15 protein-coding genes are annotated in these 18,891 nt (G+C 65.4%); 7 read left to right on the forward strand and 8 right to left on the reverse strand.

The window, feature by feature from the left end; translation table 11 throughout:
* The first annotated feature begins 9 nt into the window (after positions 1-9).
* A complete protein-coding gene (gene cysW, locus C4K27_RS01080; protein ID WP_053259214.1) occupies positions 10-879 on the forward strand; it encodes a sulfate ABC transporter permease subunit CysW in 870 nt (289 codons plus the stop codon).
* Positions 880-882: 3 nt separating this feature from the next.
* The gene (locus C4K27_RS01085; protein WP_007921524.1) at positions 883-1,872 is read left to right on the forward strand and encodes a sulfate/molybdate ABC transporter ATP-binding protein; all 990 of its coding nucleotides are present in this window, start codon (positions 883-885) and stop codon (positions 1,870-1,872) included.
* Between the two features lie 72 nt (positions 1,873-1,944).
* Here the strand turns inward: C4K27_RS01085 and C4K27_RS01090 are convergent, their stop codons facing one another.
* Positions 1,945-2,469 carry an Mpo1 family 2-hydroxy fatty acid dioxygenase gene (locus C4K27_RS01090; RefSeq protein ID WP_053259215.1) on the reverse strand — a complete coding sequence of 175 codons (525 nt, stop codon included), beginning with the start codon at positions 2,467-2,469 and terminating at the stop codon, positions 1,945-1,947.
* Between the two features lie 102 nt (positions 2,470-2,571).
* Here C4K27_RS01090 and C4K27_RS01095 point away from each other — a divergent pair, with 102 nt between their 5' ends.
* Positions 2,572-3,258, forward strand: a complete 687-nt coding sequence (locus C4K27_RS01095) for a Crp/Fnr family transcriptional regulator (RefSeq protein WP_053259216.1) — start codon at positions 2,572-2,574, stop codon at positions 3,256-3,258.
* Positions 3,259-3,303: 45 nt separating this feature from the next.
* Here C4K27_RS01095 and C4K27_RS01100 read toward each other — a convergent pair whose 3' ends face one another.
* Complete coding sequence (locus C4K27_RS01100) at positions 3,304-4,308, reverse strand: AraC family transcriptional regulator (RefSeq protein WP_053259217.1); 1,005 nt, start codon at positions 4,306-4,308, stop codon at positions 3,304-3,306.
* Between the two features lie 100 nt (positions 4,309-4,408).
* Here C4K27_RS01100 and C4K27_RS01105 point away from each other — a divergent pair, with 100 nt between their 5' ends.
* A complete protein-coding gene (locus C4K27_RS01105) occupies positions 4,409-5,482 on the forward strand; it encodes a fatty acid desaturase (RefSeq protein ID WP_053259218.1) in 1,074 nt (357 codons plus the stop codon).
* A 240-nt stretch (positions 5,483-5,722) separates the two neighbouring features.
* Here the strand turns inward: C4K27_RS01105 and C4K27_RS01110 are convergent, their stop codons facing one another.
* From C4K27_RS01110 to C4K27_RS01120, 3 genes are read right to left on the reverse strand one after another with little or no spacing between them, the layout of a single operon-like run.
* Positions 5,723-7,333 (reverse strand): arylsulfatase, encoded by a 1,611-nt coding sequence (locus C4K27_RS01110; protein ID WP_053259219.1) that lies wholly within the window; start codon positions 7,331-7,333, stop codon positions 5,723-5,725.
* A 14-nt stretch (positions 7,334-7,347) separates the two neighbouring features.
* On the reverse strand, positions 7,348-8,175 hold the full coding sequence (locus C4K27_RS01115) for an ABC transporter ATP-binding protein (RefSeq protein ID WP_053259220.1): 828 nt from the start codon (positions 8,173-8,175) through the stop codon (positions 7,348-7,350).
* Complete coding sequence (locus C4K27_RS01120; RefSeq protein WP_053259221.1) at positions 8,172-9,767, reverse strand: ABC transporter permease; 1,596 nt, start codon at positions 9,765-9,767, stop codon at positions 8,172-8,174. Before C4K27_RS01120 ends, C4K27_RS01115 begins: the two co-directional genes overlap by 4 nt.
* 403 nt (positions 9,768-10,170) lie before the next feature.
* Between C4K27_RS01120 and C4K27_RS01125 the strand changes: the two genes are divergently transcribed.
* Positions 10,171-11,193, forward strand: a complete 1,023-nt coding sequence (locus C4K27_RS01125) for an ABC transporter substrate-binding protein (RefSeq protein ID WP_053259222.1) — start codon at positions 10,171-10,173, stop codon at positions 11,191-11,193.
* A 200-nt stretch (positions 11,194-11,393) separates the two neighbouring features.
* Here C4K27_RS01125 and C4K27_RS01130 read toward each other — a convergent pair whose 3' ends face one another.
* Positions 11,394-12,314, reverse strand: a complete 921-nt coding sequence (locus C4K27_RS01130) for a LysR family transcriptional regulator (protein WP_009041640.1) — start codon at positions 12,312-12,314, stop codon at positions 11,394-11,396.
* 183 nt (positions 12,315-12,497) lie between these two features.
* Here C4K27_RS01130 and C4K27_RS01135 point away from each other — a divergent pair, with 183 nt between their 5' ends.
* A complete protein-coding gene (locus C4K27_RS01135; protein ID WP_053259223.1) occupies positions 12,498-13,403 on the forward strand; it encodes a TauD/TfdA dioxygenase family protein in 906 nt (301 codons plus the stop codon).
* Positions 13,404-13,571: 168 nt separating this feature from the next.
* Here C4K27_RS01135 and C4K27_RS01140 read toward each other — a convergent pair whose 3' ends face one another.
* Both C4K27_RS01140 and C4K27_RS01145 read right to left on the reverse strand, forming a co-directional pair.
* Entirely contained in the window at positions 13,572-15,188 is a 1,617-nt protein-coding gene (locus C4K27_RS01140) for an alkaline phosphatase family protein (protein ID WP_053259224.1), read from the reverse strand.
* A gap of 222 nt (positions 15,189-15,410) precedes the next feature.
* A complete protein-coding gene (locus tag C4K27_RS01145; RefSeq protein ID WP_053259225.1) occupies positions 15,411-16,355 on the reverse strand; it encodes a LysR family transcriptional regulator in 945 nt (314 codons plus the stop codon).
* Between the two features lie 154 nt (positions 16,356-16,509).
* Between C4K27_RS01145 and C4K27_RS01150 the strand changes: the two genes are divergently transcribed.
* The gene (locus tag C4K27_RS01150) at positions 16,510-18,879 is read left to right on the forward strand and encodes a TonB-dependent receptor (RefSeq protein WP_053259226.1); all 2,370 of its coding nucleotides are present in this window, start codon (positions 16,510-16,512) and stop codon (positions 18,877-18,879) included.
* Positions 18,880-18,891: the final 12 nt, after the last annotated feature.

An 18,891-nucleotide genomic window follows, 5' to 3' on the forward strand; every position in this document is an offset into this window, starting at 1 on the left:
GCGCGAACCATGTCCCAATCGTCTATTGCGGCCTCTTCCGTCAACGCTGCCCGTCGTGGCAGCGCCACCTCGCGGCGCATCCTGATCGGCCTTGGCTGGCTGATCTTCGCCCTGTTCCTGCTGCTGCCGCTGTTTATCGTGGTGTCCCAGGGGCTCAAGCTCGGCCTCGGCGCGTTCTTCGCCGCGATCTTCGAGCCGGACGCGCTGTCGGCCCTGAAGCTGACGGTGATCGCCGTGCTGATCTCGGTGCCGCTGAATCTGGTGTTCGGCGTCAGCGCCGCCTGGTGCGTGAGTAAATACACCTTCCGCGGCAAGAGCATCCTGGTGACCCTGATCGATTTGCCGTTCTCGGTCTCGCCGGTGATCGCCGGCCTGGTCTATGTGCTGATGTTCGGCGCCCAGGGCCTGTTCGGGCCGTGGCTGCAGGATCACGATATCCAGATCGTGTTCGCCCTGCCGGGCATCGTCCTGGCGACCATCTTCGTCACCGTGCCCTTCGTCGCCCGTGAGCTGATCCCGCTGATGCAGGAGCAGGGCACCCAGGAAGAGGAAGCCGCGCGGCTGCTGGGGGCCAACGGCTGGCAGATGTTCTGGCATGTGACCGTGCCGAACATCAAGTGGGGCCTGATCTACGGCGTGGTGCTCTGCACCGCGCGGGCCATGGGCGAGTTCGGCGCGGTGTCGGTGGTTTCCGGGCACATTCGCGGGGTGACCAACACCCTGCCGCTGCACGTCGAGATCCTCTACAACGAATACAACCACGTCGCCGCGTTCGCCGTCGCGAGCCTGTTGCTGATCCTGGCGCTCTTCATCCTGCTGCTCAAGCAGTGGAGCGAAAACCGAATCAACCGCCTGCGCGCCAGCGCCGCGGAGGAATGAATCATGTCGATCGAAGTCCGTAACGTCAGCAAGAACTTCAACGCCTTCAAGGCCCTGAACAGCATCAACCTGGACATCCAGAGCGGCGAGCTGGTGGCGCTGCTGGGCCCGTCCGGCTGCGGCAAGACCACCCTGCTGCGGATCATCGCCGGCCTGGAAACCCCGGACGCCGGCAGCATCGTGTTCCACGGCGAGGACGTCTCCGGCCACGACGTGCGCGATCGCAACGTCGGTTTCGTGTTCCAGCACTACGCGCTGTTCCGCCATATGAGCGTGTTCGACAACGTCGCCTTCGGCCTGCGCATGAAGCCGAAAAACCAGCGCCCGAGCGAAAGCAAGATCGCCGAGAAGGTCCATGAGCTGTTGAACATGGTGCAGCTGGACTGGCTCGCCGACCGCTACCCGGAGCAGCTGTCCGGTGGCCAGCGCCAGCGGATCGCCCTGGCCCGCGCCCTGGCGGTGGAGCCGAAAGTGCTGCTGCTGGACGAACCCTTCGGCGCCCTGGATGCCAAGGTGCGCAAGGAGCTGCGGCGCTGGTTGGCGCGGCTGCACGAAGACATCAACCTGACCTCGGTATTCGTCACCCACGACCAGGAAGAAGCCATGGAAGTGGCGGACCGTATCGTGGTGATGAACAAGGGCGTGATCGAGCAGATCGGCTCGCCGGGCGAGGTGTACGAGAACCCGGCCAGCGACTTCGTCTACCACTTCCTCGGCGACTCCAACCGCCTGCACCTGGGCGAGGATCACCATGTGCTGTTCCGCCCGCACGAAGTGTCGCTGTCACGCTCCGAACTGGCCGATCACCACGCCGCCGAAGTGCGCGATATCCGTCCGCTGGGCGCCACCACCCGGGTGACCTTGAAGGTCGAAGGGCAGAGCGAACTGATCGAGGCCGAAGTGGTGAAGGACCATGACAGCCTGGTCGGGCTGGCCAAGGGCGAGACGCTGTTCTTCAAGCCCAAGGTCTGGCAGAAGGTCGCCAATATCTAAAAGGCAAAGGCATCGCGGGCAAGCCTCGCTCCTACAGAAGAAACAGGAGCGAGGCTTGCCCGCGATTGCGATCTAAATCGGCGCACGCTTCGGATTGACCCGCACCCCTCCCGCCCGCGCCTCGACCTCATGCTTGAGCGCCTGGCGCAGCCCCAGCAGAAACGCCAGCTCCGCCACCACGAACAACGGCCCGACGATCAGCCCCGAGACGTCATCGACAAAGGCCGGCTTGCGCCCTTCGTAGTAATGGCCGACGAACTGGATCACCCAGCCGATCACGAACATGCCCACCCCGCTGGCCAGCCAGACCAGGGTGCTTTGCTGCGCCAGCCCATGGCCGGCCCACACCGACAGCCCCATCAGCAGCGTCATCAGCAGGCCCAGGCGCAGTTCCAGGCGCAGGTAGAACCCGCAGGACGCCAGCGCCAGCAGCAGCGCCGGCGACAGCCACAGCCCGGCGACCGGCCAGGCGGGGCGCGACAGCAGTACCGCGACGGCCAGCACAATCAGCGGAATGCCGATAAAGTGGCTGGCGATGTTGCGCGGATCACGGTGGTAGGCGGCGTATTGACTGAGATGGTCGACGAGGCTTTTCATTGTTGTTCCTCCTGTAGGGTGATCGAATCATGCCCTGCGCCGGTCGCCGGTTCTGTCGGCTAGGCGACAATCGGCTCGCTGCCCGTTTGGATAACGCTATCGATGAAGATGCAGGTCTGGCGTGAGCGCCTGATGAGTGGCCAGTGGTTCAGCCGCTTGCCCGTTCAATTACAGAATAGTCTGCTGGCCAATGCCCGTCTGCGCTCGCTGGCGCCGGGCCAACGGCTGTTCCAGCGCGGCGATCCGCCCTGCGGCCTGTACGCGGTACTGGAAGGCACGGTGCGCATCGGCGCGGTCAGCGAGGAGGGCAAGGAGGCGCTGCTGAGCCTGGTGGAGGCGCCGCACTGGTTCGGCGAGATCAGCCTGTTCGACGGCCAGCCGCGCACCCATGACGCCTATGCCGTGGGCCCGTGCAGCCTGCTCAATGTGCCCCAGGCGGCGCTGCTCGAACTGCTGGACGAACACCCGCAATACTGGCGGCAGCTGGCGCTGCTGATGAGCCACAAGCTGCGCCTGACCTTTATCAACCTCGAACAGCTGAGCCTGATGCCGGCCCCGGCGCGGGTGGCCAACCGCCTGTTGATGATCGCTCGCGGCTACGGCGAAACGGACACCCCGCGCCGGGTCCTGCACCTGCCCCAGGAGCAACTGGCGCTGCTGCTGTCGCTGTCGCGCCAGACCACCAACCAGATCCTCAAGGACTTGCAGGGCCAAGGCATTCTCAAGCTGGGTTACGGCGAGATCGAGATCCTCGACGAAGCGCGGTTGCGGGTATTGGCCGGAGTTTGACCTGCAGATCGCGATGAGGCCGGCCCTGCCACCGCTAATCCACGGCTAACGCAACCCATCGCGAAACTGCCCCGGGGTCATCCCGGTCCAGCGTTTGAACGCGCGGCTGAAGCTGCTGGCGTCGGCGAACCCCAGCAGGTAGCTGATCTCGCTCAGGGAGCACTGCGGGTCGCGCAGGTGCAGCAGGGCCAGGTTCTCCCGGCATTCGTTGAGCAGGGTGTCGAAGCGACAACCCTCGTCCGCCAGGTGGCGTTGCAGGCTGCGCAGGCTCAGGTGCAGGGCCTGGGCCACCCGTTCGGCCGAAGGTTCGCCCTCCGGCAGCTGGGCCTCGATCACCCCGCGCACCTTGCGCTCCCAGGTCAAGGGTTGCAGTTGCATCAGGGTACGCTTGAGCACCGCCTCGTTGTGTTCGGCCAGTTCCGGGTTGGCGTCGTCCAGGTGGCTGTCGAAATCGTGCAGGCCGAACTCCAGGCGATCCTCGTCGGCGCCGAAAAACACCGGCGCGCGAAACACCGTGTGCCATTGCCTGGAGTCCGCCGGCTCGGGGCGCCGCAGGTACACCGCCAGCGGCGCGTAGTCGCGGCCCAGGCGGTTGCGGCAGGTGCGCACGTAGATCGCGACAAAGGCGTCGATGGCCTCGACCGCCGGCTCCGGATTGCCCTCGGGCACCTTCAGGCGAAAGCGATAGCGGTCCTCGGTGCGGGTCAGCTCCAGCTCCAGGGCATCGCTGACCACCTGGTGATAACGCACGATGCGCTCGAACACTTCCCGCAGGCTGCCGCTGGCCACCAGCGCATAACCCAGGGCATGGAAGGTGGTCGGGCTGACGAAGCGCGAGACCCGCAAACCTATGGCCGGGTCGCCGCTGGCCTGCACCGCCAGCTGCCACAGGCGGGTGGTGGCCGACAGCGGGTAACGCGCGTTGGGATCGTCCATCAGTTGCGGGTCGAGGCCGGCCTGGTGGCACAAGGCGGTGCTGTCGAGGCCCAGGGCATCGAGCTGCTTGCGCAGGGCGCGGGTCCAGCTGGCGAGGGAAGTGGGTTCGGTCATGGCGGTTGGCGCGTCCGGTCAACAGGTTGGCGTCCGCGGCTAGCGCCCGGCGCGTGGGCGCAGGGCAGGATGCGAACATCAATAACCAGAGGATGGAAGCATGTACGGTACTTCTGCAAGTCCCGACCGGCTGAATGCACAGCAACGATCGGCGCGTATTCGCGAGGTGGTGCTGGCCAGGGGCGTCGAGTTGCGCGAGCGCTACCCGCTGCTCAAGCATCAGGACGCGCTGGGCGCAGGCATCCTGGCCTTGGCCCTGGCCGGGATGATCGGCACGGCGGCGCTCTATATCGGCGGGTACCTGGCCTGGTGGGCCTGCCTGCTGCTCAACGCGTTTTTCGCCTCCTTGACCCACGAGCTGGAGCACGACCTGATCCACAGCATGTATTTCCGCAAGCAGCGCGTCCCCCACAACCTGATGCTGGCGCTGGTCTGGCTAGCGCGGCCGAGCACCATCAACCCGTGGATCCGCCGCCATCTGCACCTCAATCACCACAAGGTGTCCGGCACCGAGGCCGACATGGAGGAGCGCGCCATCACCAACGGCGAGCCCTGGGGTATCGCCCGCCTGCTGATGGTTGGCGACAATGTCATGTCGTCATTGATCCGCACCCTGCGGGCCAGGACCTGGGCGCACAAGCTCAATATCCTCAAGCGCACCCTGAAGGTGTACGCACCGCTGGCGTTGCTGCATTGGGGGGCCTGGTATGTGTTCTTAGGCTTCCACGCCGCCAATGGCGTCGCCGCGCTGCTGGGTGCGCCGATCGACTGGTCGGCCAGCACCCTGGCGGTGATGCAGGTGCTCGATATCGCCGTGGTGGTGATCGTCGGCCCCAACGTGCTGCGCACCTTCTGCCTGCATTTTGTCAGCTCGAACATGCACTACTACGGCGACATCGAAGCGGGCAACGTGATCCAGCAGACCCAGGTGCTCAACCCCTGGTGGCTGTGGCCGTTGCAGGCGTTCTGCTGCAATTTCGGCAGCACCCACGGCATCCACCATTTCGTGGTCAAGGAACCCTTCTACATCCGCCAGCTGACCGCGCCGGTGGCGCACAAGGTAATGGCCGAGATGGGCGTGCGCTTCAACGATTTCGGCACCTTCGGCCGGGCCAACCGCTTTATCCGCAAGGAACAGGTGGCGGCGCAGGCGGTGCGGGGTGTCGGGGCGTGATGTATCGCATTTGAGGGCCAATCGCGGGCAAGCCTCGCTCCTACAAGTACAGGGCGTCTGTAGGAGCGAGGCTTGCCCGCGATAACGATTTTCCTGACGCTACAACCTTCGGCATCTTCCCCCTGTAGCCGCTGCCGCAGGCTGCGATCGGCCGGAACGGCCGCAGCGATCTCAAGGCCCTAGGAGGTCCTACGACCAGCGTGGCCCGGACCATCGCAGCCTGCGGCAGCGGCTACGGGGTCAATCCGGCTGGAACGGCGAGGCGCTGAGGATCACCCCGGTTTCGTCCACATACTGCTGCCAATGGCCGATCAGCGCGTCGAGCTTGCCCGGCTCGCTTTGGGCCAGGTCGTGGATCTCCCCCGGGTCCTGGCTCAGGTCGTACAGCTGCCAGGTCGCCGGGCCCACCGGGACGGGGATGTACACCGCTTTCCAGTGGCCCTGGCGAATCGCCCGGCGGCCGAACAGTTCCCAGCCGGTGACCGTGTGTTCGTCATGCACCTGCGCGGTCTCGCCGGACAGGAAACCCAGCCACGACTTGCCGCGCAATGGCGCCACCTCCTTGCCGCGCCAGCGTTTGCCGGGATGACGCACGCCGGCCAGGTCGAGAATGGTCGGGGTGATGTCCATCACCGTGCCGAAGCCATGGCTGATCCGCCCCTTGAGCGCCAACTGCGGGTAATGCACCAGCGCCGGCACGCGGATCCCGCCTTCGGTGGTGAAGGCCTTGAACAGGCGTGACGGCGCGGTGGCGACCTGGGCCCAGGCCGGGCCGTACCAGACGTAGGAGTTGGCGCGGCCGATGTTGTCCAGGCTGTTGTCGTAGTGCTGGTTGAGGTAGGTCAACAGCTGCGGGCCGAACTTGGGGAAGGCTTCCAGCAGCGCGCCTTCGGCACCGTTGTCGGACATGAACAGGATAAAGGTGTTGTCCAGCTGGCCCTGCTGGCGCAGGTAGTCCACCACCCGGCCGATGTTCCAGTCCATGCGTTCGACCATCGCCGCGTAGACCTCCATGGCCCGCGCGGAAACCTGCCGCTGCTGCTCGCTCAAGGCCGCCCATTCGGCGCTCAGGCCCAGCAGCGGGTGCGGCTCCACATCGGCCTCGATCAGCCCCAGTTGCTTGAGCTTTTCCAGGCGCTCCAGACGCAGCACCTCGGGGCCGGCGTCATAGCGGCCACGGTACTTGGCGACCACCTCCTCGGGCGCCTGCAACGGCCAGTGCGGCGCGGAAAACGGCAGGTAGGCGAAGAACGGCCGGGTCTGGTCGCGCTCCTTGAGGTACTGCAACAGCTTGTCGCCGAAGGCGTCGGAGGAATAGAAATCCTTGGGCAGTTGCTCGATGAAGCGGTCGTCCTCGATGTACAGCGCCGGGGTGGATTTGAGCAGGCCCGGGGTGTGTTCGTCGTAGGTCGGCTCGAAGCCGTAGTGGTTGGCGGCGCCGGGCAGCAGCGAGAACGAACGCTCGAAACCCCGGGCATGAGGCGCCAGCTCGGCGGTCAGGCCCAGGTGCCATTTGCCGCTCATCAGGGTCTGGTAGCCGGCGTCGCGCAGCAGCTCGGGCAGGGCCACCACGCGGTCGTTGAGGTGGCCTTCGTAGCCCGGCTTGCCGATCAGTTCCGGGGTCAGGGCCTCGGCCATGGTGCCGATGCCAGCGATATGGTGGTCGGTGCCGGTGAGCAGCATGGATCGGGTCGGCGAGCAGGTCGGCGCGGTGTGGAAGTCGGTCAGGCGCAGGCCGCCTTCGGCCAGGGCATCGAGGTTCGGCGTGGCGATTTCGCCGCCGAAGGCACCGAGATCGGAAAAGCCCAGGTCGTCGGCCAGGATCACCAAAAAGTTGGGACGTTGCGGCATCTGTTCACTCCTTATCAGCAAGCAATAAAGGCCAGTGGCAGGTCACGGATCTGGGCGGGCAAAGGCACCTGGTAGTGATAGTCACGGGTCAGTTCGTGGAGCAGTTCTTCGCGCAGCTGGTGGAAGTCGAAACTGCTGCGCTGGCGCGGATGGGGCAGGGCGATGTCCACCACCCGCTTGATTCGGCCCGGGCGCGGCTCCATCACCACCACGCGGTCGGCGAGGAAGATCGCCTCCTCGACGTCATGGGTGACCAGCACCGTGGTGATCCTGGCCCGCTCGCGGATCGCCAGCAGCTCGTCCTGCATCTGCTGGCGGGTCAGCGCGTCGAGGGCGCCGAAGGGTTCGTCCAGCAGCAGGATGCGCGGGCTGGCCACCAGGCCGCGGGCGATGGCCACCCGCTGGGCCATGCCGCCGGACAGCTGGTGCGGGTAGGCGCGGGTGAAGTCGGTGAGGCCCACCAGTTCGATGAAATCGGCGATGCGGGTTTGCCGTTCGCTGGCGCTCAGGGCTTCGTTGACCAGGCCCAGGCCGATGTTTTCCGCGACCGTCAGCCAGGGGAACAGGCGGTGTTCCTGGAACACGATGCCGCGTTCGCCGCCGATGCCGCTGACGGCCTTGCCGTCGACGCGGATCTCGCCGCGAAACTGCGTGTCCAGGCCGATTAGCAGGCGCAGCAGGGTGGATTTGCCGCAGCCGCTGGAGCCGACGATGGCGACGAATTCGCCCTCGGCGATCTCCAGGTTGAACTCGCGGATCGCTTCCAGCTCGCCGCCGGCGACCTCGAAGGTCTTGCCTACATGGCTGAAGCTGACGATGGGGGAAGGTACGAGTGCGTTCATGCGTGTCTCCAGCGTGTGGCGCGGGTTTCGAGCTGTTGGCCAATAAGGTTGAGCAGGGCGCCGGTGAGCCCCACCAGGAGCATGCCGGCCATGATCAGGTCCATGCGCAGCAGCTGCTGGGCGCCGATCATCTGGCTGCCGATGCCGCCGTTGGACGGCATGAAATATTCCGCGCCGATGGTCCCCAGCCAGGCGTAGATCAGGCTCAGGCGCAACCCGGCGAAAATCCCCGGCGCGGCGCCGGGCAGTACCAGGCGGCGCAGGCGTTGCCAGAGGTTCAGGCGCAGCACTTGCGCCGCCTCGGTCAGTTGCGGCGACAGGTTGGCGACGCTGCGCTGGGTGGCGATAAACAGCGGGAAGAACGCGGCCAGCGCGACAAATACCCATTTCGCCAGCTCCCCAAGGCCGAACCAGGCGGTGAGCAGCGGCACCCAGGCGAAAATGGCGATCTGCCGCAGCGCCGCCAGGGTCGGCCCCAGAAGACGTTCGCTCAGAGGCGACAGGCCCAGCAGCAGGCCCAGGGCAAACCCCAGACCGCCCCCCAGCAACAGGCCGCCAAGGGTGCGCCGCAGGCTCAGGCCCAGGCCGCCCGACAGGCTGCCATCGAGCAGGCCGTTCCAGGTGGTTTGCAGCACCGCCAGCGGGCTCACCAGGATATTGGCGTCGACCCATTCCAACTGGTTCGCCACTTGCCACAGCGCCAGCAGGAACAGCGGTAGCAGCCACGGCTGCAGGCGTTGCCAGCCCTGGTAGCGCGGGCCGCGGCGGATCTGCGCGATGGCCGGGTGCGGCCAGTGCACCAGGGCCTTGTCCAGCAGGCCGATGCCGCGGTCCATGGCCACGCCCATCACCCCGATCACCCCGATGCAGACGAAGACGATATCCAGCATGAACAGCTGGCGCGCCCAGACCATCAGGTAGCCGATGCCTTCGCTGGAGGCCAGCAGCTCCACCGCCAGCAGCGAGGTCCAGCCGGCGGCCAGGGCCAGGCGCACGCCGGCCATGAAGGCGGGCAGGGCGGCGGGCAGTACCAGCCGGCGGATCAGCAGGTGCGGCGGCAGGCGCAGCACGGCGGCGGCTTCGCGCAATCTGGGCTGGGCGTCGCGCACGCCGACCAGGGTATGCAGGGTCACCGGCACCACGATGGCCTTGACCAGCACCACCAGCTTGAGCAGTTCGCCGATGCCGAAAAACACCATGAACAGCGGAATCCAGGCCAGGGTCGGAACCTGGGACAGGGCGGCGAAGGTGGGGAACACCAGGCGTTCCAGGCGCCGGCTGGAACCCAGCGCCGCGCCCAGCAGGGCACCGGCGCCGATGCCCGCCAGCAGGCCCCAGGCCAGCCGTTGCAGGCTGATTGCCAGATGGCTCCACAGCTCGCCGCCGGCCAGCTCGAGCGCGCTGCTCCAGACCAATGCCGGTGCCGGCAGGATCTGCTCGCTCATCCAGGCATTACGGCTGGCCAGCCACCACAGGGCGAACAGGCCCAGGGGCAGCAGCCAGGGCAACAGCCGCCGGTGGATGCGCGGCCAGGACAGCGGCTTATCGGCGGGCGCGGCCAACGGCAAGCTGAGAAGGGAAACACGGGCCATGGATGACCTCCGTTGTCGGGTTTTTTGCTGATTTCAACCGTCTTCTTTTTGTAGGAGCGAGCTTGCTCGCGATAGCGGCATCGGGGCCAAAACCGGCCTGCGGCTTATTGCGAGCAAGCTCGCTCTTACAGTTTGTTTTTTGGAGTTTGTTTTTGGTTATATAAAAAGTTAAATCAATGCTATTGGGAGATAAGAGAGGCCATTTAAGGCCTCCAGGCACGCCGCATCCAATGCATTTGAAGAATATTTTCGATGCTGATCATGCATATGCCGCGCAGAGCCGCGTCCTGGCTGGTTTATTCGAACGAGTTATTAAAATGTGAATTTATAGTATTTAAAGCTTTGAACGCCTTGGGCCTACCTTCTGCTCCTCAATGCCCGTCGCAGCCAGGAGCCACACCTTATGAACCTTCCCTTCAAACGCGTCCTCAGTCTGTTCGCCGCGCCGGCCCTGGCGGGGCTCCTGGGGTACCTGCCGCTGCTGGCCCAGGCGGATGAACTCAAGCAGATCCGCATCGCCGTGCCGGACCTCAGCGCCGGCACCCAGCACAGCGGCGGCGGGGTGACGGACGTGCTGCGCCAGCAGCAGATCTTCGAAAAGGCCTTCGCCGACCAGGGCATCAGCATCCAGTGGAACTACTTCAAGGGCGCCGGCCCAGTGATCAACGAGGCCTTCGCCAACGGTCAGGTGGACCTGGCCTACCTGGGGGACCTGGCGGCAATCATCGGCAAGTCCAACGGCCTGGACACCCGCCTGCTTAGCGCCACCGCCCGTGGGGTCAAGCAGTACCTGGGAGTGGTGCCGGGCTCGGGGATCAAGACCTTGCAGGACCTCAAGGGCAAGCGGGTCGCGGTGTTCCGCGGCACGGCCACGCAGTTGTCGCTGGATGCCGCGCTGGCCAGCCAGGGTCTGAGCGAGAAGGACCTGAAGATCATCAACCTGGATTTCAGCGCGGCGGTCGCGGCGCTGGCGGCGAAGCAGATCGATGCTACCTGGGGCGGTTCCAACTTGAACGCCTTGCAGGCCAAGGGCCTGGCCGAGGTGCCGCTGAACACCAAGGACCTGGGCGGCGCCGGTAGCGTGCAGGCGGTGCTGGTGGGCAGCGGCGCCTTCGTCGACGCCCATCCCGAGGTGGTGGAGAAGCTGCTCAAGGCTCAGCAGCAGGCGGTGCAGTGGCTGACCCAGGACAGCAACAAGGACGCCTATATCGAGCTGGTGTCGGGGCTGGCCAGCTACCCGCCGGCGGTGCTGCAGCAGGACCTCAAGGATCAGCGCTTCAGCGAAATCTTCCCCTCGACCCTGGACCCGGTGTTCCTCGGTAAATTGCAGGACGCGGTGGACCTGGCCGCGCAGCAGCGGCTGATCCGCAAGCCGTTCAAGGTCAGCGAATGGGTGGCGCCGCAGTTGGCCGCCGCCGGTCTATAAGGCCACCTGGCAATCCACTCACGTCCCGTAGCCGCTGCCGAGCCCGCGAGGCTGCGATCGGTCCCGCAGGGGCCGCAAAACCCGACAACGCGGTCTGCCTGGACGAACCGGGTGGGCCTTGTTGCGACGACTGCGTCGTCGATCGCAGCCTCGCGGGCTCGGCAGCGGCTACAGGGGATTGGCGGGGATTTCCTACTGGCTCAAACCGCCATGCTGACCTGCTGCCGATCCACCGCCACCAGCACTTCGATCATCTTGCGGGCCGCCGGCGACAGGCGAAATCCCGTGCGGCTGACGATGCCGCAGCGGGCGTTCATGCTCTCGATGTTCTGCGGCAGGTTGCGCCAGTGCAGCAGCGCCAGGGAACCCTGTTCGATGTCCTCGACGAAGGCCTCTTCGGTGCCCACGCCAATCGCATTGGACTGGCGCACGATCTTCACCAGCGCCGGGAAATGCTCGGTCTGGATGGTCGGGGAAAAGTCGATGCGCCCGCTGAGGTTGGCCAGCAGCTTGCGGATTCCCGGCGGGATCAGCGTGGTGGCCAGCGGGTAGTCGAACATGTCGTTGGTCGACAGGCTTTCCTTGGCCAGCAGCGGGTGCCCCGGGCGGCAGAAAAACACCCCGCGCTTGGGCGTCAGGGGCTGGGTCTGGAAGTTCGGGTCGGCTTCGAAATGGCGGATGTCGGCGATAAAGAATTCGATTTCTTCGCGGCTCAGGCTGCGGCTGAGTTTTTCCCAGTTATCCACCTCCAGGCAGATGCGCACCTTGGGGTGGATACCGGTGAATTGCGCCACCGCGTCGGGCACCAGTTTCACCGCCGGCGCCGGGCCGCAACCGAAGCGCAGCTCGCCGGCGTCGAGCTTGGTCATCTGCGTCACTTCGCTGCTCAGCAAGGCCGCGCCCTGCACCAGGCTCAGGGCGTGCTGCAACACCACCTGGCCTTCCGGGGTGGGACGCAAATCCTTGTTGCCACGGTCCACCAGCACGCAGCCGAACTCCTGTTCCAGGCCCTGGATGCTGCGGCTGAAGGCCGGCTGGGTGATACCCATGGCGTCGGCCGCGCGGACAAAACTGCGGTGTTCGTTGAGGGCGATGAAGTAACGCAACTGGCGAAGATCCATATGCTTTCCCGGCATCCGAAAAATAGCCCGAAGGCATTTGCGACGAGTGAGGAATGAGGTTTTAAATGCAAGCTCTTATTCCGTCAACGAAGCATGTGAATATCTATTAGATCTAAAGTGAATATAGATAGAGCGTTGTTTCGCTGCCGCTCAACCGTAAGCAGTCAGACGAGGGTCTACCCGATGAGCAATGCCGCACTAGCCGTTAAACCCGCTGTTCATGCGCTTGAGATCCACCCGGTGGCCGGCCGTATCGGCGCCGAGATCCGTGGCGTGCAACTCTCCGGTGAGCTGGACGCCGCCACGGTCGGAGCCATCCAGCAGGCGCTGGTGGACTACAAGGTGATCTTCTTCCGTGGCCAGGCCCACCTCGACGACCAGAGCCAGGAAGCCTTCTCCCACCTGCTCGGCGAGCCGGTGGCGCACCCCACCGTACCGGTGCGCGACGGCACCCGTTACCTGCTCGAACTGGACGGCGCCGAGGGCCAGCGCGCCAACTCCTGGCACACCGATGTGACCTTCGTCGATGCCTACCCGAAGGCCTCGATCCTGCGTTCGGTGGTGGCGCCGGCCTCCGGTGGCGATACGGTCTGGGCCAACACCGCCACCGCCTACAACGAACTGCCGGCGGAGTTGCGCGAGCTGGCGGATAAGCTCTGGGCGGTGCACAGCAACGAATACGACTACGCCGGGGCCAAGCCGGACGTGTCGGTGGAGAAGCTGGAGCGCTACCGCAAGGTGTTCACCTCCACCGTCTACGAGACCGAGCACCCGCTGGTGCGCGTGCACCCGGTGAGCGGCGAGAAGAGCCTGGTGCTCGGGCATTTCGTCAAACGCATCAAGGGCTACACCCAGGCCGATTCGGCGCACCTGTTCAACCTGTTGCAAAGCCATGTCACGCGTTTGGAAAACACCGTGCGCTGGCGCTGGACCGCCGGTGACGTGGCGATCTGGGATAACCGTTCGACCCAGCATTACGCGGTCGACGACTACGGCACCCAGGACCGCGTGGTCCGCCGCGTGACCCTCAAGGGCGATGTGCCGGTGGGTGTGCACGGGCAGCGTAGCCAGACCATCAAGGGGCTGTGACGGAGGAGTCCACGGTTCTCTGTAGCCGCTGCCGCAGGCTGCGATCGACCCGAAGGGGCGCGGCGGTTTCAAGATCGCCAAAGGCCTTCGGCCTTATCGCAGCCTGCGGCAGCGGCTACAGGGGCGCGGTGGGTTTGAAATTTTTCGCGGGCAAGTCGGATCGCCGCCTTACCACACCCCGATCTGCACTACCTTCTCCGCCTCCGGTTCGCCATAACGAAAGCGTTGCCCGCGCAGGTCGATTTCTTCGTGGCTGATGGTGGTCCGCCGCTTCAGCCCGCGCAGCCAGTCGAACAGATACCCCAGATGCTCCTCGCGCACCGCCGCATAGGCCGGGTCGGCGCCGAGGTCGCGCAGTTCCTGGGGGTCGTTGTAGAGGTCGAACAGCTGCGGACGGAAGCCGTCGTAGGCCAGGTATTTCCAGCGCTCGCTGCGCACCATGGTCATGCGGCAGCGGTCGATGGGCTGGGCCAGGCGTTCGCGGGCCGGGGCCTGGAACGCGTAGTCGTATTCGCTGATGGCATAGCGGCGCCAGTCGCCCGCCGTGCCGTGCAACAGCGGGATCAGCGAGCGGCCTTCCAGACGGTGTTCGGCGCCGGGCAACCCCAGGGCGTCGAGAAAGGTCGGCAGGGCATCGATGGTTTCCACCAGGCGCTCGTCCAGCGTGCCGCGGCTGATATCCGCCGCCGCCCGTGGGTCGCGCACGATCAGTGGCACGCCCACGGCCGGCTCCAGTAAAAACTCCTTTTCCCCCAGCCAGTGATCGCCGAGAAAGTCGCCGTGGTCGCTGGTGAACACGATCAGGGTGTCGTCCCAGCGCCCGCTGCTTTGCAGGAAATCGAACAGGCGGCCGAGCTGATCGTCCACCTGCTTGATCAGGCCCATGTAGGTCGGCACCACGTTCAGGCGCACTTCGTCGCGGGAGAAGTTCTGGCTCTCCTGATGCTGGCGAAAGGCGGCATACACCGGGTGGTCGCTGGCCTCGTCGGCGGCGGCGCGCACCGGGGCGATCACCTGCTCGGCCGTGTACAGCGCGTGGTAGGGCGCCGGCGCGATATAGGGCCAGTGCGGCTTGATATAGGACAGGTGCAGGCACCAGGGCTGCTCGCCCTGCTCTTGGATGAAGTCGAGGGCGCGGTCGGTGGTGTAGACGGTCTCCGAATGCTGCTCGGGGACGCGGGCCGGCAGGTGGGCGTTGCGCATTTTCCAGCCGCTGAGGATTTCACCCTGTTCACCCGCGGCGGCGTTGGCCCAGTCGTGCCAGGGGTTGCGCCCCTGGTAGCCCTGTTCGCGCAGGTACTGGGTGTAGGGCGCCGACTCGCGTTTGTCGTCGAACAGCGGGCTGTCGGGGAAGATCCCGTCGTGGCGCAGATAGGGTTCGAAACCGACCTCGTTGAGGGCCTCGGCCTGCTGGCTCTCGGGGTCGATCGCCAGGCGCTGCAAGGCATCGAGATTGGGCGTGGCGTGGGTCTTGCCCACCAGCGCGGTGCGGATGCCGTGGGGGCTCAGGTAATCGCCGATGGTCAGCTCTTCCAGGGGCAGCGGCACGGCGTTCCACGCCACCTGGTGGCTGCTGACATAACGCCCGGTGTAGGCCGACATCCGCGACGGTCCGCAGATGGTGCCCTGGGTGTAGGCGCGGCTGAAGCGCACGCCGGCGGCGGCCAGGCGGTCGATGTTCGGCGTGTGCAGGTGGGGGTGGCCGTAGCACGACAGGTAATCGCGACGCAGCTGGTCGCACATGATGTACAGCACGTTGCGCACGGGTTGGACGGGGTTGGACATGGCGTTCACCGATCGAAAGACAGGTGAGGGTTTTCGCTGTCGCGGGGCGTTCCGACAAGCGCATTTGGCGCATGCTTTTCATGCGTGATATGCATGGGCGAAGGCGACCCCTGTAGCCGCTGCCGAAGGCTGCGATCGCACCGAAGGGGCGTGGCGATTTCAATATCGCTGAAGGCCTGCGGCCTTATCGCAGCCTGCGGCAGCGGCTACAGGTGCGGTGTTTCAGACCGCGAAATTCTCCAGCGGACACAGATCCTCATCCAGCGCGTCGGTGCGCTTGATCTCCTCGATCATCGCCTCGGCCAGCGGCGACAGCCGATAGCCTGCGCGGCTGACGATGCCGTAGCGGGTGTACAGCTCCTCCAGGTCGTCGGCCAGGCCTTCGATCTTCAGGCACACCAGCTCGCCCCGGGCATTGTGCAGCGCATCGCTGTAGGCGCCGATGATGCCGATCGCGTCCGAGCGCATCACCACGCCGAGCAGGCTGTAGCTGTTCTCGCATTCCACATTCGGGACGAAATCCGGCCGGCCGCTGAGATCGACCACGACCTTGCGCAGGTTAGGCGGGCGGATGGTCGCGGCCAGCGGGTAACTCATCAGCTCGGCGGCGGTGACGCTTTCCTGCTCGGCCAGCGGGTGCCCGGCGCGGCAGCAGAAATGCCATTTGCGCGGGCGCAGGCGCTGGGTCAGGTAATCCGGGTTGGCTTCGAACTGCCGGGTGTCGGCGACGAAAAATTCGAACTCTTCGCTGAGCAGGCGTTTGCCCAGGGTTTGCCAGTCATCCACCTGGAACTGCACCCGGGCCTTGGGATAACGCCCGATAAAGCTGCCGATGGCCCGCGGGATCAAACCCGCCGCCGGCGCCGGCCCGCAACCGAAGCGCAGCTCGCCGGCCTCCAGGCCGTTGAACTGGCTGATCTCGTTGGCCAGTTGCTGCGCGCCGCTGACCAGCCGCCGCGCATGTTCGAGCAGCACCTGCCCCTGTTTGGTCGGTGCCAGGTCCTTGCGCCCGCGGTCCACCAGCTGACAGCCGACGCTGTGCTCCAGGGCCTGGATGCTGCGGCTGAAGGCCGATTGCGACAGGTTCACCGCCAAGGCGGCCGCGACAAAGCTGCGCTGTTCGGCGAGGGCGATGAAGTGACGGAGCTGGCGCAGATCGATATGCATTTTTCACATTGAAAATATCGGGGAAATGCATTGGCTATGCATTAGGTCGACTCTTTATAAAGGCAATCTCTTATTCCGTAAATCTTATTAAAAACATAAATAAATAACTTAAAAGAATATACGGATCAGTCTGTTTTTTGCCCAGGAGCCGCCCATGAGTCCGTTGAACCTTGTGTCCCCCACTTCGCCCCGACGGCTCAAGCGCTTGCCGCTGGCCCTGCTGCTGGCCGGTAGCGCCGGCTGGTCCCACGGCTATGCCGCGCAAGCCGAAACGCCCGCCGAAGCCCCGGCCAAGGCCGATGCCGCCCGGACCGCCGCCAGCGGCCAGCTGGAAACCGTGACCGTGACCGCGCGGCGCCGCGAGGAGAGCGCCCAGGACGTACCGACGCCGATGAGCGTGATCGGTGGCCAGGCCCTGGAGAGCCAGCGGGTCTATCGCATCCAGGATCTGCAGCAGTTGGTGCCGAGCGTCAACGTCGCCTACATGCACGCGCGCCAGTCCAGCGTGTCGATCCGCGGCCTGGGCAACAACCCGGCCAGCGACGGCCTGGAAGGCAGCGTCGGGCTGTACATCGACAACGTCTACCTGGGGCGGCCGGGCATGGCGGTGTTCGACCTGATGGACATCGAGCAGCTGGAAGTACTGCGCGGTCCCCAGGGCACGCTGTTCGGCAAGAACACCACCGCCGGGGTGATCAACATCAGCACCCGCGCGCCGAGCTTCACTCCCGAGCGCAGCATCGAGACCTCGGTGGGCGAGGACGGCTACTTCCAGACCAAGGGCACTATTTCCGGGCCGCTGAACGACGAGCTGGCCGGGCGTTTCTCGGCTTATCGCACGCGCAGCAACGGCGATATCAAGAACCAACACGATGGCCATGACCTCAACGGCGGCTCGCGGCAGGGCTTCCGTGGCCAACTGCTGTTCAAGCCCAACGAGAACTTCAACCTGCGCTGGATCGGCGACTACAACGAAGAGGACTCCAGTGCCGGCACCCGGGTGCTGTACAGCACCGGGCCGACCATCAATGGCGTCAACCAGTATCAGTCGCGGGCCACTGCGGCCGGCGCCACCCTGGTCGATGGCACGCACCGCAAGGTCAACCTGGACAACGACCAGCACGTCACGGTGTTCCAGGGCGGCACCTCCCTGGAGGCCAACTGGACCCTGCCCAGCGACTTCACCCTGACTTCGGTCAGCTCTTACCGCTGGTGGGACTTCACCCCGCGCAACGACGACGGGCTCAACGTGCCGGCCAGCTATAACGCCGGGGTCTCGGTGGAGGATAAACAGTGGTCCCAGGAGTTCCGCCTGGCCTCGCCCACCGGTGGCTTCTTCGACTACGTGCTCGGCGCCTACTACTTCGGCTCCGACCTGGACAACAAATCCTTCAGCTATTACGGACCCAAGGCGGACATCTGGAACGGCACGCCCACCGGCGCCCTGAACAACGTCACCAGCATCGGCAACGGGCATATCCGCACCGACAGTTTCGCGTTGTTCGCCCAGGGCACCTGGCACCTCACCGAGCGCCTGGATTTCACCGCCGGCCTGCGCGGCACCTATGAAGAAAAAAGCGCCTGGGTGACCCGCAACGCGCCGGTGGGTGGCGCCGCGGTGACCGGTGCCGCGGCCACCGCGCGGCGCGGACGGGCCGGGGCCTACGACTCCGGCGACCTCAACCAGTACAGCACCAGCCCCTCGGGCTTGCTCAACCTCAGCTACCGCTTCACTGACGACCTGCTGGGCTACGCCACCCTGTCCCACGGCGAGAAATCCGGCGGGGTCAACCTCGCGGTCGGCTCGGCGCCCACCGCTGGCGCCGACTCGCTGCTGATCGGCACCGAGCGCGCCAACAACGCCGAACTGGGCTTCAAGAGCACCCTGTGGGACAAGCGCCTGCAACTCAACGCCAACCTGTTCTGGACCCAGGTCAACGGCTACCAGACCAACGCCTACGACGCCAACAACCGCGTGCAGTACCTGACCAACGCCGGCTCGGTGCGCTCACGGGGCGTGGAAATCGAAAGCACGCTGATCCCCATCCGTGGCCTGACCCTCAACCTCAACGGCTCCTACAACGACGTGCGCTACCTGTCCTACAAGGATGCGCCATGCCCGCCTGAAGTCAGCCTGCGCCCGGGCGCCCCGGCCTCCTGCGACCTCAGTGGCCACCAGGTGGTCGGCGCCTCGAAATGGATCGGCAACGCCAACGGCGAATACCAATGGAACCTGGACAACGGCCTCGAACCCTACGTCACCGGCAGCTACGCCTTCCGCTCCAAGGCCGTCGGCACCGTCGAGGATTCCGACTACGGCCAGATCCCCAGCTACGCGGTGGTCAACCTTTCCACCGGCCTGCGTGGCAACTATGAGCAGGGACAGTGGGACGTGTCGCTGTGGCTGAAAAACGCCTTCGACAAGACCTACTACACCACGCTGTGGTCGGGAGGGAATGGCGGCTACGAAGGTTTGCTCGGCACGCCGCGGACCCTTGGCGTGACCGGTCGCTACGACTTCTAACCGGATAACCTG

The sequence above is a fragment of the Pseudomonas chlororaphis subsp. chlororaphis genome, from assembly GCF_003945765.1.
In the GTDB taxonomy this organism is placed as follows: Bacteria; Pseudomonadota; Gammaproteobacteria; order Pseudomonadales; family Pseudomonadaceae; genus Aquipseudomonas; species Aquipseudomonas chlororaphis.

Excerpts from the sequence above, each read along its gene's own strand:
- C4K27_RS01115 (WP_053259220.1), bottom strand. The coding sequence starts at position 8,175 with ATGAACGCACTCGTACCTTCCCCCATCGTCAGCTTCAGCCATGTAGGC.
- C4K27_RS01090 (WP_053259215.1), bottom strand. The coding sequence starts at position 2,469 with ATGAAAAGCCTCGTCGACCATCTCAGTCAATACGCCGCCTACCACCGT.
- C4K27_RS01120 (WP_053259221.1), bottom strand. The coding sequence starts at position 9,767 with ATGGCCCGTGTTTCCCTTCTCAGCTTGCCGTTGGCCGCGCCCGCCGAT.
- C4K27_RS01100 (WP_053259217.1), bottom strand. The coding sequence starts at position 4,308 with ATGACCGAACCCACTTCCCTCGCCAGCTGGACCCGCGCCCTGCGCAAG.
- cysW (WP_053259214.1), top strand. The coding sequence starts at position 10 with ATGTCCCAATCGTCTATTGCGGCCTCTTCCGTCAACGCTGCCCGTCGT.
- C4K27_RS01125 (WP_053259222.1), top strand. The coding sequence starts at position 10,171 with ATGAACCTTCCCTTCAAACGCGTCCTCAGTCTGTTCGCCGCGCCGGCC.
- C4K27_RS01110 (WP_053259219.1), bottom strand. The coding sequence starts at position 7,333 with ATGCCGCAACGTCCCAACTTTTTGGTGATCCTGGCCGACGACCTGGGC.
- C4K27_RS01095 (WP_053259216.1), top strand. The coding sequence starts at position 2,572 with ATGAAGATGCAGGTCTGGCGTGAGCGCCTGATGAGTGGCCAGTGGTTC.
- C4K27_RS01150 (WP_053259226.1), top strand. The coding sequence starts at position 16,510 with ATGAGTCCGTTGAACCTTGTGTCCCCCACTTCGCCCCGACGGCTCAAG.
- C4K27_RS01135 (WP_053259223.1), top strand. The coding sequence starts at position 12,498 with ATGAGCAATGCCGCACTAGCCGTTAAACCCGCTGTTCATGCGCTTGAG.
- C4K27_RS01105 (WP_053259218.1), top strand. The coding sequence starts at position 4,409 with ATGTACGGTACTTCTGCAAGTCCCGACCGGCTGAATGCACAGCAACGA.
- C4K27_RS01085 (WP_007921524.1), top strand. The coding sequence starts at position 883 with ATGTCGATCGAAGTCCGTAACGTCAGCAAGAACTTCAACGCCTTCAAG.
- C4K27_RS01145 (WP_053259225.1), bottom strand. The coding sequence starts at position 16,355 with ATGCATATCGATCTGCGCCAGCTCCGTCACTTCATCGCCCTCGCCGAA.
- C4K27_RS01140 (WP_053259224.1), bottom strand. The coding sequence starts at position 15,188 with ATGTCCAACCCCGTCCAACCCGTGCGCAACGTGCTGTACATCATGTGC.
- C4K27_RS01130 (WP_009041640.1), bottom strand. The coding sequence starts at position 12,314 with ATGGATCTTCGCCAGTTGCGTTACTTCATCGCCCTCAACGAACACCGC.